General features: G+C 74.2%; 12 protein-coding genes. 5 read left to right on the plus strand and 7 right to left on the minus strand.

What is annotated here, in order from left to right; genetic code table 11:
* The 3 genes from AB0M46_RS49025 to AB0M46_RS49035 form a co-directional block, all read right to left on the minus strand.
* The coding region (locus AB0M46_RS49025) for a hypothetical protein (RefSeq protein ID WP_363348212.1) at nt 1-223 on the minus strand (223 nt) is incomplete at its 3' end.
* 1 nt (nt 224) lies between these two features.
* Nucleotides 225-1,427: a cellulase family glycosylhydrolase gene (locus AB0M46_RS49030; protein WP_363348214.1), complete on the minus strand. Its 1,203-nt coding sequence runs from the start codon at nt 1,425-1,427 to the stop codon at nt 225-227.
* A gap of 368 nt (nt 1,428-1,795) precedes the next feature.
* Nucleotides 1,796-2,728 carry an LLM class F420-dependent oxidoreductase gene (locus AB0M46_RS49035; RefSeq protein ID WP_363348216.1) on the minus strand — a complete coding sequence of 311 codons (933 nt, stop codon included), beginning with the start codon at nt 2,726-2,728 and terminating at the stop codon, nt 1,796-1,798.
* Nucleotides 2,729-2,746: 18 nt separating this feature from the next.
* Between AB0M46_RS49035 and AB0M46_RS49040 the strand changes: the two genes are divergently transcribed.
* Nucleotides 2,747-3,514, plus strand: coding sequence for an SAM-dependent chlorinase/fluorinase (locus AB0M46_RS49040; RefSeq protein WP_363348218.1), 768 nt, complete (start codon nt 2,747-2,749; stop codon nt 3,512-3,514).
* A 235-nt stretch (nt 3,515-3,749) separates the two neighbouring features.
* Here the strand turns inward: AB0M46_RS49040 and AB0M46_RS49045 are convergent, their stop codons facing one another.
* The 3 genes from AB0M46_RS49045 to AB0M46_RS49055 all read right to left on the minus strand — a co-directional run bounded on the left by AB0M46_RS49045 (nt 3,750) and on the right by AB0M46_RS49055 (nt 10,309).
* A complete protein-coding gene (locus tag AB0M46_RS49045; protein ID WP_363348220.1) occupies nt 3,750-8,267 on the minus strand; it encodes an ATP-dependent helicase in 4,518 nt (1,505 codons plus the stop codon).
* A gap of 168 nt (nt 8,268-8,435) precedes the next feature.
* Nucleotides 8,436-9,077, minus strand: coding sequence for a leucine efflux protein LeuE (gene leuE, locus AB0M46_RS49050; RefSeq protein ID WP_363348222.1), 642 nt, complete (start codon nt 9,075-9,077; stop codon nt 8,436-8,438).
* Nucleotides 9,053-10,309, minus strand: coding sequence for a bifunctional pyridoxamine 5'-phosphate oxidase family protein/GNAT family N-acetyltransferase (locus AB0M46_RS49055; protein WP_363348224.1), 1,257 nt, complete (start codon nt 10,307-10,309; stop codon nt 9,053-9,055). Before AB0M46_RS49055 ends, leuE begins: the two co-directional genes overlap by 25 nt.
* Before the next feature lie 177 nt (nt 10,310-10,486).
* Here AB0M46_RS49055 and AB0M46_RS49060 point away from each other — a divergent pair, with 177 nt between their 5' ends.
* The 4 genes from AB0M46_RS49060 to AB0M46_RS49075 all read left to right on the plus strand — a co-directional run bounded on the left by AB0M46_RS49060 (nt 10,487) and on the right by AB0M46_RS49075 (nt 14,234).
* Nucleotides 10,487-11,272, plus strand: a complete 786-nt coding sequence (locus AB0M46_RS49060; protein WP_363348226.1) for a hypothetical protein — start codon at nt 10,487-10,489, stop codon at nt 11,270-11,272.
* Nucleotides 11,273-11,352: 80 nt separating this feature from the next.
* Nucleotides 11,353-12,267: a hypothetical protein gene (locus AB0M46_RS49065; protein WP_363348229.1), complete on the plus strand. Its 915-nt coding sequence runs from the start codon at nt 11,353-11,355 to the stop codon at nt 12,265-12,267.
* Between the two features lie 53 nt (nt 12,268-12,320).
* Nucleotides 12,321-13,052 carry a hypothetical protein gene (locus AB0M46_RS49070; RefSeq protein WP_363348231.1) on the plus strand — a complete coding sequence of 244 codons (732 nt, stop codon included), beginning with the start codon at nt 12,321-12,323 and terminating at the stop codon, nt 13,050-13,052.
* Between the two features lie 39 nt (nt 13,053-13,091).
* A complete protein-coding gene (locus tag AB0M46_RS49075) occupies nt 13,092-14,234 on the plus strand; it encodes an acyl-CoA dehydrogenase family protein (protein ID WP_363348233.1) in 1,143 nt (380 codons plus the stop codon).
* Here the strand turns inward: AB0M46_RS49075 and AB0M46_RS49080 are convergent.
* Nucleotides 14,209-14,394, minus strand: a 186-nt coding sequence (locus AB0M46_RS49080) for a DAK2 domain-containing protein (RefSeq protein ID WP_363348235.1), incomplete at its 5' end; no start/stop codon positions are given. The two genes, AB0M46_RS49075 and AB0M46_RS49080, sit on opposite strands and share 26 nt — an antisense overlap.

Genomic DNA, 14,394 nt, shown 5'->3' on the forward strand with positions numbered 1-14,394 from the left:
CGCCCGCGCCGTGGTCGGCCGGCCGGGGCTCGCCCACCCCCATCGCTACCGCCGGGGGGCGGTCGCGCGCGACGACCACCCCGGCGTCGCGCGCCCGCAGCTTGGCCCGCACCCGCTCGATCCGCGCCGGCGAGGGCGCGCGGCCGCGGGCCTCGTTGGCCGCCCGCCAGACGTCCAGGGCGGGCTCCAGGTCGGCCGTCCCCGCGTGGCGTACCTCGATCACGTCAGCCAACCAACACCTGGCGGGCCATCGGCGTCAAGCGCTGGCAGTGCGCCGGCGGCGGCCAGGTGACGCTGCGCAGCTCGTCGGCGTAGGACATCCAGTAGTGGCCGCTGCCGTCGTGGTCGAAGTAGGCGTGGGACTCGTACGCGACCCGGCCCGCGGGGTCGTCGATCCACGCGTGCGGGTGCATCTCCCCCCACGACGGCGGCCCCATCGGCACGTACCCGCTGACCAGGATGGCCCGCTGGTCGCCGCCGGCCCGGATCGTGTCAACCGCCTCCTGCGAGGCCCGCTCCCAGATCAGCGCGCCCGCGCGCCCGTCGGCGGCCAGCCGGGTCGGCTCGTTGAGCAGCCCCAGCCCGACGACGGCCGGGTTGGACAGCGCCGGGCTCAGGCGTCCCCAGAAGTCGGCCAGGGCGGACGTCGGCAGCACCGCGTCGCCCAGGTGCAGCATCCGCAGCGGCCCCTCGCTGCCGCCGCCGTAGGCGTAGTCGCCGTAGTTGTGCAGGTCGACGATGACGGCCAGCCCGGCCGCCCGGGCGTGGTCGAGGGCGTCGCGCACCCGGGCCAGCTCGGTCTGGTCCAGCGGCCCGTACGGCCGCGGCTGCAGCCGCTCCCAGTTCACCGCGAGCCGCACGAGCCGCACGCCCCGCCCGGCCAGGAACGCGTAGCTCGACGGGGACTCGTACGTGTAGTCCTGCCCGTAGTGCCCCGGGTTGCCGGTGCCGAAGCCCCCGTTGCTGTCCGAGGCGGCGAAGGAGCCGGCGGCGAGGTTCACGCCGCGCAGGTATCCGGCGGTGGTGCCGTGCTGCTCGACGATCCGCGCCTGCGGCCCGGCCACGTCCACCCGCAGCCCCTGCGCGACCGGCCGGTACACGGCCATCGGGTAGTTCGCCGGCCAGGTGCCGGCCGCCCACGCGGTGACCGGGAGCCCGATCGCGTCGGCAGCCTGGTACCAGACGTCGGCGACCGCGCTCCACTGCTCCTGGTCCCTGTCGGAGGGCCACCCGATCTCGCCGATGAACCCGGTCGCGTGGTTGCGCCGCAGCCACGCCGAGAAGTTGGCGAGCCCGGCCACGGCCCGGGCCTGCACGTCGTCGGCCACGCACAGCACGCGTTCCGGCCTGGGGGTCTGCAGCGGTACCGCGATTGCCGCCACCATCAGCAGCAGCGCCGCGGCGAGCGAAGGGCCCTTGCGCAGCACCGGATGCGGGGGAGCAGTGTCTCGTCGCGGCCGTATGTAACCGGGCGGGTTGTGCGGCACCACGGCGGGGCACTGCCCGGCTTTTCCGGATTTATGGGTGCTCGGCGGGAGCCCTGGTGTTGTGTCGGCTCTCGGCTCTGCTTTTGGCCCTGGTCTCGGCCCTGCTTCTCGGTCGCGTCCTCGGCGCGGGTCAAGATCGCCCGGATATGTCGGGCGCTGGCGCGCCGCGACATATCCGACATTTCACGATTTACACGGCAGATTTGCATGCCAGATTTACATGGAACTGCCGGTGTAAGTCCGAAATGCCGGGTGCTTGTGCCCGACATTTCGGTGTTCGGGGCTTTTAGCGCAATGTGCGGAACGGGTCAGGACAGTAGCGGGGCGACCTCGGCCGCGATCAGCTCCAGGTGCTCCAGGTCGCGCATGTCGAGGAGCTGGAGGAACGCGCGGGAGGCGCCGGCCTTGCCGAAGTCGCGCAGCTGCTCGGCGATGCGCTCGGGCGTGCCGTACAGCTGCCCGTCCTGCGGCTTCTCGGGGTCCAGCCCGACCGCCTCGGCCCGGCGGCGGACCTCGGCGTCGTCGCGCCCGCACACGATGGTCTGGGCGAACGAGAAGACGATCGGCGCCCGGCCGTCGCGGCCCTCGCGCTCGATGGCCTCGACCACCCGGCGGAACTGCGCGTCGGTGTCGGCCGGCGACGAGAAGGGCACGTTGAACTCGTCCGCGAACCGCGCCGCCAGCCGCGGCGTGCGCTTCGGGCCCTTCCCGCCGACGATCACCGGCGGCCCGGGCTGCTGCACCGGCTTGGGCAGGGCGGGGGAGTCCACGATGTCGTAGTAGCGGCCCTCGTAGCTGAACGTCGCCCCGGCCGGCGTCGACCACAGCCCGGTCAGGATCTCCAGCTGCTCACCCAGCCGGGCGAAGCGCTCCGCGACCGGCGGGAACGGGATGCCGTACGCGTTGTGCTCCCGCTCGAACCACCCGGCCCCCAGCCCGATCTCCACCCGTCCGCCGCTCATCGCGTCGACCTGCGCGACGGCGATGGCGAGCGGTCCCGGGTGCCGGAACGTCGCCGACGTCACCAGCGTCCCGAGCCGGATCGTCGACGTCTCCCGGGCGAGCGCCCCGAGCGTCACCCACGAGTCGGTCGGCCCGGGCAGGCCGTCGCCGCCGAAGGTCACGTAATGATCGGAGCGAAAGAACCCGTCGAACCCGAGTCGCTCGGCCCGCTGGGCGATGGCGAGCTGGTCCTCGTACGTCGCGCCCAGCTGGGGCTCGGTGAACACGCAAAGCCGCATGAGGCCGACACTAGCGTGATGGCGCCGAACACGATCTCGTTCACCACCGACTACGGCCTCGCCGACGGTTTCGTCGCAGCCTGCCACGGCGCGATCGCCCGCCTCGCCCCGGCCGCCCGCGTCATCGACGTCACCCACCTCGTCCCGCCGGGTGACGTCCGCCGCGGCGCCGCGGTGCTGGCCCAGACCGTCCCCGCGTTCCCGCCGTCGGTCCACCTGGCCGTCGTCGACCCGGGCGTCGGCACCGCCCGCCGCCCGATCGCGCTGTCCACGGTGGACGGCAGCCTGCTGGTCGGCCCCGACAACGGCCTGCTCGTCCCGGCCGCCGAGGCCCTGGGCGGCATCGCGACCGCGATCCACCTCACCAACCGCGCATGGTTCGCCGCGTCGGTCTCGGCCACCTTCCACGGCCGCGACATCTTCGCCCCGGTCGCCGCCCGCCTGGCCGCCGGCGCCCCGCTGCCGGAGGCCGGCGACCCGATCGGCGACCCGGTGACGCTCCCGCCCCCGTACGTGGCCTTCGTGGACGGCCGCCTGGAGTCCGAGATCCTGACCGTCGACCACTTCGGCAATATCCAGTTGGCCGCGCGGGAGGTCGACCTCCCCGCCGCGGTGCTGGTGAACGGCACCCCGGCCATCCGCGCCACCACGTTCGGCGACGTCCCCCCGGGCGCCCTCGTGGTCTTCACCGACTCGGCCGGCTACCTGGCGATCGCGGTCAACGGCGGCGACGCCGCCGCGCTCCTCGCCGTGAACCCGGGCGGCCGCGTCGTGATCGCGCCCTGACGCACACCGTTCCCGTTTGCGGTCGTAGGAGGTCCGGCTGGCAGCGTCGGCCCGGGCGGCGAACGCGCGTTCGCGGGTTGGTTGCCGCCCTGGGTGGATGCTCTCCCCGGATCGAGCTGCCGGAGCATCGGGTGACGGGCAGCGCGCTGCCCCCGGCGAAGATTTTCACCCCCGCAGCCGTAACCCCCTGGGCGTGCTCCTGAACCCGGCGGCCGCCAGCGCGTCGCGCAGCTTCTCAACCCCGCAGCCGCAACCCCCTGGGCGTGCTCCTGAACCCGGCCGCCGCCAGCGCGTCGCGCAGCGGCGAGTGCAGGATCGACTCCCCGTCCGCCCGCTCCACCGACAGCGCCCCCAGCGCCCCGCCGTGCACCGAGTCCGCGAGGGCCTTCGCCGCCAGCGCGAGCAGGTCGGGGTCGTCCACGTAGGACAGCAGCGTCCGGCCGCCCCGTTCGACGTAGAGCACCAGGTCGCCGCCGACGGTCACCACCAGCGAGCCCGCCTTGCGGCCGGCCCGGTGCCCGGCCCGCTCGCCGTCGCCCGCGTCCACGACCCGCTCCGGCCAGGGCAGCGCCGCCCCGTACGGATTTGCGGGGTCGGTCGCGGCCAGCACCAGCGCGTCGCGGTGCTCGGTGCCGCCCCGCAGCCTGTCCACGGCCCCCGGCAGCGCGAACTGGGCCGCCCCCAGCCCTTCCACGAAGTAACCGCGCCGGGCCGCGCCCCGCTCCTCGATCGCCGCCAGGACCGGATAGACGCCGGCGAACGCGCCCGGCAGGTCCTCGGCCATGACCGCCCCCCGGGTGACCACGCCGTGCCGGTCCAGCAGCAGCTCGGCGTTGGCGGTCGCGCGCCGGGTCGGGTCGAGGTCGCGCTCCGGCAGCCGATACCACCGCCCGGCCGCCTGCGGTGGTCCCGTCCGGGCCGTGGCGAGCGAGCCCCGGCCGAGCGCCCCGCGCCCGAGCGCCCCGCCGGCCCCTGGCCGCCGGTACCGCGACCGCGGCGCCGAGGGCCGCGACCGGTGTGCCCCGCCGGCGCTGAGCTTCGCCCGCAGCGGCGCGATCGTGTCGTTGGACAGGTGCCCGGCCCAGACGAGGTCCCACAGCGCGGCGAGGAGCTCGTCCTCGGGCGCGTGGATGTGCTCGGCGATGCCCCGGAAGAACAGCGCCTGCCCGCCGGCGAGGGCGTCGAGCACGGCCTCGTGCAGCGGCCCGCCGACCTCGGACGGCGGCGGCAGCAGCAGCGGCGCGGCGTCGGCGAAGGCCAGGCTGACCCAGCCGTCGTGCTCGCCGATCCCGCCGGCGCCTGCCCACACCAGGTCGCCGGAGGCGGTCAGCTCGTCCAGGTATGCCGCGCTGTAGTCGGCCACCCGCGCCGGCAGGACGAGCCGCTCCAGCGCCGAGGCCGGCAGCGCCACGCCCTGCAGCTGCTCGATCGCGGACGCCACGGCCTCGACCCCGCGGGCCCGGGCGCCGCCGATGTGGTGCCACTGCGGCAGGAACCGGGCCAGCGCCCGCGGCGGCACGGGCTCGATCTCGCGCCGCAGCGCGGCCAGCGACCGGCGCCGCAGCAGGCGCAGGATCTCCGCGTCGCACCACTCGGTGCCGGCCCCGCCGGGGGAGAACTCGCCCGACACCGCCGACGGCAGCCGGCGCAGCGCCTGCTCCAGCACGAACACCCCGAGCCCGAAGCGGGCCGCGGCGTCGGCGGCGGTGAACGGCCCGTGGGTGCGCGCGTAGCGGCTCACCAGGTCGCCCAGCGGGTCGGCGACGGGCTCGAGGTAGGCGGTGGGCAGCCCGACCGGCAGCGCCACCCCGAGCGCGTCGCGGTAGCGCCCGGCGTCCTCGACCGAAATCCACCGGTCCTCACCGGCCACCCGGACCCGGATCGCCCGCCGCTGCGCGGCCAGCTCGCCGGCCCACGCCGGGTCGGCCCCGCGGGCGGTCAGCTCGGCGTCGGACAGGTCGCCCAGCACCCGCAGCATCTCGGCCACGTCCTCGGCGTCGCGCGGGGTGCGCCGCGCCCCGAGCCACTGCAGGGTCTGCTCGGTCTCGGCGACCACCGCCGGGTCGAGCAGCTCCCGCAGCTCCACCCGGCCGAGCAGCTCGGCCAGCAGCGTCGGGTCGAGCGCCAGGGCGGCCGCCCGCCGCTCGGCCAGCGGCGCGTCGCCCTCGTAGAGGAACGCCCCGACGTAGCCGAACAGCAGCGACCGGGCGAACGGCGACGGCCGCTGCGTCTCCACCTCGACCAGCCGCAGCTTCCGCCCGGCGATGTCGCGCATGACGCCGACCAGGCCGGTCACGTCGAACACGTCCTGCAGGCACTCCCGGGCGGCCTCCAGCGTGATCGGGAAGTCGGCGTATTCCCGGGCCACGTCCAGCAGCTGGGCGGAGCGCTGCCGCTGCTGCCACAGGGGCTGGCGCCGGCGCGGGTCGCGGCGCGGCAGCAGCAGCGCCCGGGACGCGCACTCGCGGAACCGGGCGGCGAACATCGCCGAGGCGCCGACCGTCTCCTCCACGATGCCGGCGATCTCGTCGGGGTCGAACGCGACCAGGTCGGCCCCCGGCGGCTCGTCGGCCACGTCGGGCAGCCGGACCACGATGCCGTCGTCGCTGGGCAGGACCTGCGCGTCCACCCCGTACCGCTCGTGCAGGCGCCCCGCGATGGCCAGCGCCCAGGGGGCGTTGACCCGGGCCCCGAGCACGCAGTGCACGGTCATCCGCCAGTCGCCGAGCTCGTCGCGGAAGCGCTCGACCAGCACCGTGCGGTCGTCGGGCAGGTGCCGGGTCGCCTCGCGCTGCTCGCGCAGGTAGGCCAGCAGGTTGTCGGCGGCCCAGTCGTCCAGCCCGCCGGAGCGCAGGTGGGCCCGGGCGGCCTCGTCGCCGGACTTGACCAGCCCCCGCAGCCGCGCGCCGATCGCCCGGCCCAGCTCGACCGGACGGCCCGGCGAGTCGCCCTTCCAGAACGGCATCTTGGCCGCGGACCCCGGCGCGGGGGAGACCAGCACCCGGTCGGGCGTGATGTCCTCGATCCGCCACGACGTGGAGCCGAGCAGGAACACGTCGCCGACCCGCGACTCGTAGACCATCTCCTCGTCGAGCTCGCCGACCCGGGCCGCCTTCTCCGCGCCGGCCAGGAACACCCCGAACATGCCCCGGTCGGGAATCGTGCCGCCGCTGGTGACGGCGAGCCGCTGGGCGCCGGGCCGGGCGTTGAGCACCCCCTCGGTGCGGTCCCACACCACCCGGGGCCGCAGCTCGGCGAACGCGGTCGACGGGTAGCGCCCGGCCAGCATGTCGAGCACCGCGAACAGCGCCGAGTCGGGCAGGTCGGCGAAGACCGCGGCCCGGCGCACCACCGCGGCCAGCTCGTCCACGTGCCACGGCTCCATCGCCACCATGGCCACGATCTGCTGGGCGAGCACGTCGAGGGGGTTGCGCGGGTAGCGCAGCTCCTCGATGCCGCCCGCCACCATCCGCTCGGCCACCACCGCGCAGGAGACCAGGTCGCCGCGGTGCTTCGGGAACACCACCCCGCGGGAGACGGCCCCGACCTGGTGCCCGGCCCGGCCGACCCGCTGCAGGCCGGCGGCGACGCTCGGCGGCGCCTCGATCTGCACCACCAGGTCGACCGCGCCCATGTCGATGCCCAGCTCGAGGCTGGAGGTGGCGACCACGGCGGGCAGCTGCCCGGACTTGAGCGCCTCCTCGATCTGCTTGCGCTCCTCGCGCGAGACGCTGCCGTGGTGCGCCCGGGCCACCACCGGCGGCGCACCGTGTGCGGTGCCGGCCTGCGCCATCATCTCGGCGGGCGTGCGTGGCGCGTCGGGCCGCGGCACCCCGGCCCGGGTCCCGGCCAGCTCGTTGATCCGCGCGCAGAGCCGCTCGGCGCCGCGCCGCGAGTTGGTGAACACGATCGTGGAGCGATGCTCCCCGATCAGGTCGAGGACCCGCTCCTCGACCGCGGGCCAGATGGAGGCCTGCCGCGGCGCCCCGTCGTCGTCCTCGCCGGGCGCGGCCTCGCCCAGGGCCGTCATGTCCTCCACCGGCACCTGCACCTCGACCTCGATCGTCTTCGCGCTCGGCGGCTGGACGATCTCGACCGGGGCGGCCCCGCCGAGGAAGCGGGCGGTCTCGTCGATGGGCCGCACCGTGGCCGACAGCCCGATCCGCTGCGCGGGCCGCTCCAGCAGCGCGTCGAGCCGCTCCAGCGACAGCGCGAGATGGGCGCCCCGCTTGGTCGCGCAGACCGCGTGCACCTCGTCGATGATCACGGTCTCCACCCCGCGCAGCGACTCGCGCGCCTGCGAGGTCAGCAGCAGGTAGAGCGACTCGGGCGTCGTGATCAGGATGTCGGGCGGGGTCTTGGCGAAGGCCCGCCGCTCGTCGGCCGGGGTGTCGCCGGTGCGCATCCCGACCCGGATGTCCGGCGGCTCCTGCCCGAGCCGGGCGGCCGCCTGCCGGATGCCGGCCAGCGGCGCCCGCAGGTTGCGCTCCACGTCGACGGCCAGGGCCTTGAGCGGGCTCACGTAGAGGACCCGGCACCGCCGCGCCGGGTCCTCGGGCGGGTGAGCCGCCAGCTGATCGAGGGACCACAGGAAGGCGGCGAGCGTCTTGCCGGAGCCGGTCGGCGCCACCACCAGCGCGTGCCGGCCGGCGCTGACCGCCTGCCACGCGCCCGCCTGCGCCCTGGTCGGCGCCGCGAACGCCGCGCGGAACCACTCGCGCGTCGCCGCCCCGAATCCTGCCAGCTCTGTCATGCCCCCAATCCTGCACCGGGGGTACGACAATTCCCGTTGGCCGAGATGATCCAAACGAGGCGATTTGCCCGAATTGGACCGTTTGGCTACTGTATTCCAATCCCCACCTGACGTGCCTGGCCGGGCAGCGAAGGGGTCCCTCGCCGGGTGCGGCGAGGGACCCCGTGCTCAGGACAGGCTGGCCGTCGCCAGCTTCACGCTGAAGGCCAGGAAGGCGCCGCCGACCAGCGTGGTGAGCCCAGCCGCCAGCCTGCGCCGGGAGCGGAACTGGCCGGCCAGGAACCTGCCGCCGAAGATCAGCAGCGTGAGGTACAGCGCGCTCAGCACCTCGGCGATGGTGCCGAGGACCAGGAAGCTCAGCGCCGGATGCGGATAGCCCGGGTCCACGAACTGGATGAAGAACGAGACGAAGAACAGGATCGCCTTCGGGTTGAACAGGCTGATCACCAGCGCCCGGCGGAACGGCCGGTCGGCCTTGGGCTCGGCCACCGCCGTCGGCTGCTCGGGATCGCGGCGGCGCCGCAGGGTGCCGATCACCAGCCGGACGCCGAGATAGGCCAGATAGGCCGCGCCGAGGTACTTCACGATCCCGAACAGCCACGGATAGGCATGCAGCAGCGAGGCCACCCCGCACGCGGACAGCGTCATCAGCACGGCGTCGCCGAGCCAGACCCCGGCCGCGGCCCGGTAGCCGTCGCGCACGCCGCGGCGGGCGCCCACGGACAGCACGTACAGCGAGTTCGGCCCCGGCAGCAGCACGATGGCCGCCGTGCCGAGCACGTACGTCAGGGGGTTGGTGACACCGAGCACGAAATGCCTCCCGCTTCCAGCGCCGCGGCCAGCCGGTCGTGTGCGGCCGGCCAATCCTCGGCGATCATGGAGTACAGCACAGTGTCACGCCGGCTGCCGTCGGGGCGTAGCCTATGCGCGCGGAGGATGCCCTCCTGCTGCGCGCCGAGCCGCGCGATCGCCCTTTGCGAGCGCTCGTTGCGGATGTCCGTGTGCCATTCCACCCGCAGCGCGCCGAGCGTGTCGAAGGCGTGGCGCAGGAGCATCAGCTTCGACTCGGTGTTGACGCCCGTGCGCCACCAGGGCCGGCCGACCATCGTGTGCCCGATCGCCACCGAGCGGGACGCCGCGTTCGGCGAGTAGTACGAGGTCGAGCCGATGATCCGCCCTGTCGCGGTCTCGCGCTGCAGGAAGGGCACGCGCTCGGCGTCGGCCAGCGCGGTGGCCACGATCGCCGCCATGTCCGCCACCGAGGCCGGTCGCGGGCTGGTCAGGTGCGTCCAGACCTCGGCGTCGTCCAGCGCCTCGAACAGCCCGGGGGCGTGGCAGTGCTCGAGCGGCTCGAGCGTGACGAGGCGGCCACGCAAGGTGGTCGGGCTGTGCCAGGCGTCGAGCCGCGGACGCAGATAATCCGGCAACGGTACTTCCAGGGCCTCCACGGGCACCGGCAGTCCCCGGGTGAGCTTCAGCGGTACGACACCCGCCCAGTGCGGCAAGGGCACGTCCTCGGCGTCGTCCATCGCGCCGGCCGCCCGCACCTTCGTGCTGACCTCGGCCAGCGGCAGCGCCAGCATCGCGGTCTGCGCCAACTCGCGGCGGTCCGGCGGCCGGCTGTCCGCGGCCCGCCCGGGCGCGACCTTGTCCACCAGTGCCGTGAACGCCCGGGATCGCTCCTGCTCGTCCTCGACCAGCCGCGCGACGCCGTGCACGATCACCGAGCGGTAGTTGGCGCTGTGGCTGAACTGCGAGCGGGCCAGCACCAGCCCGTCGATGAGCGTGACCGCGACGCAGACGGGCAGGCCCCCGTCGCGGGCCGCGAGCAGCGGGCGGCTGCCGGTGGAGCCGTGCAGGTACAGCGTGTCGCCGACCCGGGCGTGCAGCGTGGGCAGGACGCGCGGCTCCCCGTCGACGACGAAGCTGAAGTGGCAGACGTACGCCTCGTCGAGCACCGAGTGCGCGAGCTCGACGTCGTAGGAGGCCCGGTCGGGCTTGCGCCGCGGCGTGCTGCGCGCCGTCTGCTGAAACGTCTCCACTGCGTCGGCTCCTTTGTTCTAGTACAAAGTCGGTCTTGTGGTAGTACAATAGAGCCACCCGGTGAACAGCCACAACCGAAAAATGTCGGACCCTCCCGCTACCGTCCCCTGCGTTCGGGCACCGCGCGCAAAATACGGGGGCGTGCGGTGCCCCGCACCGAGGGAGGGGATCCAGCCGTGAAGATCGCCGTCGTTGCCGCAGTGGCCTCGCTCGTCCTGCTCAGCGCCTGCAGCGGCGAGGACCAGCACGCGCCGGGCACCTCGCCGTCCGTCACCAGCGGCACCGCGGCCGCCGCCCCGGCCGGCAGCGTCGCGCCGGCCGGCCGCCTGGCCGCGGCGGCCACCAGGACCGGCGGCGGCACCTACACCTTCAAGACGACCTCGGCCGCGCTGACCGTCGACGGCGCCGCCGACCCGGCCGGCCCGACCAGCACCGGTAAGGCCGTCATCACCGTCGACAAGGCCACGATCGCCTTCGAGTCGCTGTTCGCCGCCGGCACCTACCTGGTCCGCATCACCGGCCTGCCCGGCATCGACGGCCAGAAGTGGCTGCGCATCGACCGCGCCAAGCTCAAGGGCGCCGACCCGCTCGGCGTCGCTGAGGTGAAGGACCCGACCGGCCTGTCCGGCCTGCCCGGCGTGGTCTCCACCGCCACGACGACCGACGGCCGCGAGTTCAAGGGCACCCTGGACCTCACGATGGGCGGCTACAGCGTCGTCGGGCCGGCCGCCGCCAAGGGCCTGGGCGACCTGGCCCGGGCCGTGCCGTTCACCGCCACGGTGGACGAGCAGGGCTACCTGACCTCGGTGAAGGTGAGCGTTCCGGCCTACGCCCAGACCAAGGCCGACGAGGTCACGGTGGCGTATGGGGGCTTCGGCGCCCCGCTGCGGGCCCCGTCGCCGCCGGCTTCCGAGGTGATCGACGCACCCACAGCGGCCTATTCGCTGTTGAACGGGAAGTAGGCGGCACCGCAGCAGGGGGATCGGCTCCGACAGCCGGGTGGTCCCCGGCGCCGCCGCACGCTCGTTCAAGGAGGAAGAGCTTGCGCACCGACGCCCCGGCCCGCCGACCCGCCCAGCCCGACCCGGCCCTGTCCATGCCCGCCACGGGCCCCTTGACCTCGCCATTCGTCTCGGGGGTCGCCGTCCCGGCACCGGCCGCGGCCGCCGGAGGTGCCGGGCAGGGGGTCGGGCGCGGGGTTGCGCTGGTCGTGGCGCTGCTGGCGGTCGTGTTGCTCGGTGGGTGCGGGGGAGCGGGCGACGGCGGGGCCACCTCGGCGGCGGCGTCTGGGGAACCGGCGGAAGTCGCGGGGAAGGAGGCGCTGGCGGCGGCGGTGAAGGCGCTGGGCGAGTCGGGGTACGCGTACACGATGAAGATCGATCAGGGCACCGTCACCGGGGTGGTGGAGAGCAGCGGGAAGCGGCAGGCGCGGCTCGACGGGGTGGCGTCCGGGGTGCGGTTCTCGATCGAGGGCATCGTGCTCGGCGGGGAGGAACGGTACTTCCGGACGAGCATTCCGGCGACGGGGGTCAGCGCGAAGAAGTGGTACCGGTTCGATCGCACGAAGGTGGGCAGGACGGGGATCATCGGGCTGTTCGAGACCGATGACCCGACCAGCAGCCGGGACCTGGCCGGGCGGGTCGGGGCCGCGAAGCTGGAGCACGGCCGGATCACCGGGACGTACGACCTCACGCGGGGCGGCGATCTCGGGGTGACCGACCGCGGGGCGATCGCGGCGCTCGGGGAGCGCGCGAAGCGGGCGCCGTTCGCGGCCGGGCTCGACGGGCAGGGGCGGCTGAGCTCGATCCGGATCACGGTGCCGGCGTACGGCAGCACGCCCGAGCGGACGTTGGCCGTGGACTACCAGAAGCAGGGCATGACGGTGCAGGTGGCGGTGCCCAAGGCGGCGGAGGTCGCGCAGGCCAATGCGGCTGTGTACAACCTGTTGAACAACTGAAACCCGGCTTTGGGGGCTCGGGGCGGGCGCGCCGGACCCGGTACGCTGCGGCGGTGCTGAGGCGAGGGCTGGCGCTCGTCCTGTTGGTGGCGGGGCTGAGTGGATGTACCGCGGCCAAGGAAACGGCCGCCCCGGCACCCCAGGGCAGCGTCAGGCCGTCGCCGACGGGCCTGGCCGCCGGGGCGCTGGGGCTGGCCGGCGGGAGCTACCGCTTCAAGGTGACCGCCAGCGAGGGCAGCTACGCGGGGGTGATCGACCCCGGGGCCAACGTGCTCGACGCCAGCGTGAGCGTGCGTTCGGGCGGCGCCTCGTTGAAGATCGACACTGTCGAGGTGCGGGGCAACGCGTACACGCGGATCACCGGGCTGCCGCTGCTGGGGTTCGACGGGAACACCTGGTATCGAGTGGATCCACAGCGGGTGACGAAGCCGGGGGCGCTCGGGCTCAGCGCGATCAAGGACCCGACCGAGGTGCAGGCGCTCATGGCGGCGGCGCACGACGTGACGCGGGACGGGCAGGCGTACCGGGGGACGGTCGACATGACCCGGGTGGTGGCCTGGGGACCGGTCAACGTCGGGCGGGTCATGCAGCTCGGGGCGGCGGCCAGGGCGATCCCGTTCGAGGCCACCGTGGACGGCGGCGGCCGGCTGACCAGCGTGCGGGTACGCATCCCGGACAACACCGTGGAGGCGACGTACTCCGACTTCGGGGTGCCGGTGAGCGTGCGGGAGCCGGCAGGCGCCGAGCCGCTGCCGGACCACCTGTACGGGATGCTGGGCCTGTGACCTAGGCGAGACCGCGTCTCGCGACGCACACTGGCCCGCATGGAGCAGCACCTGTACGAGGCCGAGCACCACGCCTTCCGGGATCTGTGCCGCGAGTTCCTCGCCCGCGAGGCGGTGCCGCACAACGACGAGTGGGAGAAGGCCGGGATCGTCGACCGGGAGGTCTGGCGCAAGGCCGGCAGGGCGGGACTGCTCGGCATGGACGTCGACGAGGAGTACGGCGGCGGCGGGCAGAAGGACTTCCGGTTCAACGCGGTGCTGGTCGAGGAGATCGTCGCGGCCGGGGCGTCGGGGCTCGGGTTCGGGCTGCACAACGACGTCGTGGCGCCGTACCTGACGGATCTGACCACGCCGGACCAGCGCAGGCGGTGGCTGCCCGGGTTCTGCTCCGGCGACATCGTGACCGCCATCGCGATGAGCGAGCCGGGGGCCGGCAGCGACCTGTCCGCGATCCGCACGAGCGCGGTGCGCGACGGCCACTCGTGGGTGCTCAACGGGCAGAAGACCTTCATCACCAACGGCGAGATGGCCGACCTGGTGCTCGTCGTGGCCAAGACCGACCCCGGCAAGGGCGCGCACGGGATCAGCCTGTTCGCGCTCGAGTCCGGCACGCCCGGGTTCACCCGCGGGCGGCGGCTGGAGAAGGTCGGGCTCAAGGCCAACGACACCGCGGAGCTGTTCTTCGACGACTGCCGGATCCCGGCCGAGCACCTGATCGGCCAGGAGAACGCCGGCTTCTACCACCTCATGGCCAACCTGCCCCGGGAGCGGCTCGGCATCGCGGTGGCCGCCGTCGCCGCGGCCGAGCACGTCCTGGCCATCACGCTGGAGTACGCCCGCACGCGCGAGGCCTTCGGGCGGCCGATCGGCACGTTCCAGCACAACCGGTTCCTGCTGGCCGAGCTCGACACCGAGGTCACGATCGCGCGGACGTTCCTGAACCACTGCATCCTGGAGCAGAACGCCGGGCGGCTCAGCGTGACCGACGCGGCCAAGGCGAAGTGGTGGACGACGGAGCTGCAGAACAAGGTGGCCGACCGGTGCGTGCAGCTGCACGGCGGCTACGGCTTCATGCTGGAGTACCCGGTCGCCAAGGCGTGGCTCAACAGCCGGGTCCAGACGATCTACGGCGGCACGACCGAGATCATGAAGGAGATCATCGGGCGGGGTCTCGGCCTGTGACCTCCGCCAGGGCGGCCAGGATCAGGGCGGTGGACGTCGCGCCCGGGTCCTGGTGGCCGACGCTGCGCTCGCCGAGGTAGGAGGCGCGGCCCTTGCGCGCCTGCATCGGCACGGTCGCGCGGGCGCCCTGCGCGGCCGCGTCCGCCGCCGCCCGGGCCGC

Origin of the sequence: Dactylosporangium sp. NPDC051485 (assembly GCF_040682015.1) — a bacterium.
Classification (GTDB): Bacteria; Actinomycetota; Actinomycetes; order Mycobacteriales; family Micromonosporaceae; genus Dactylosporangium.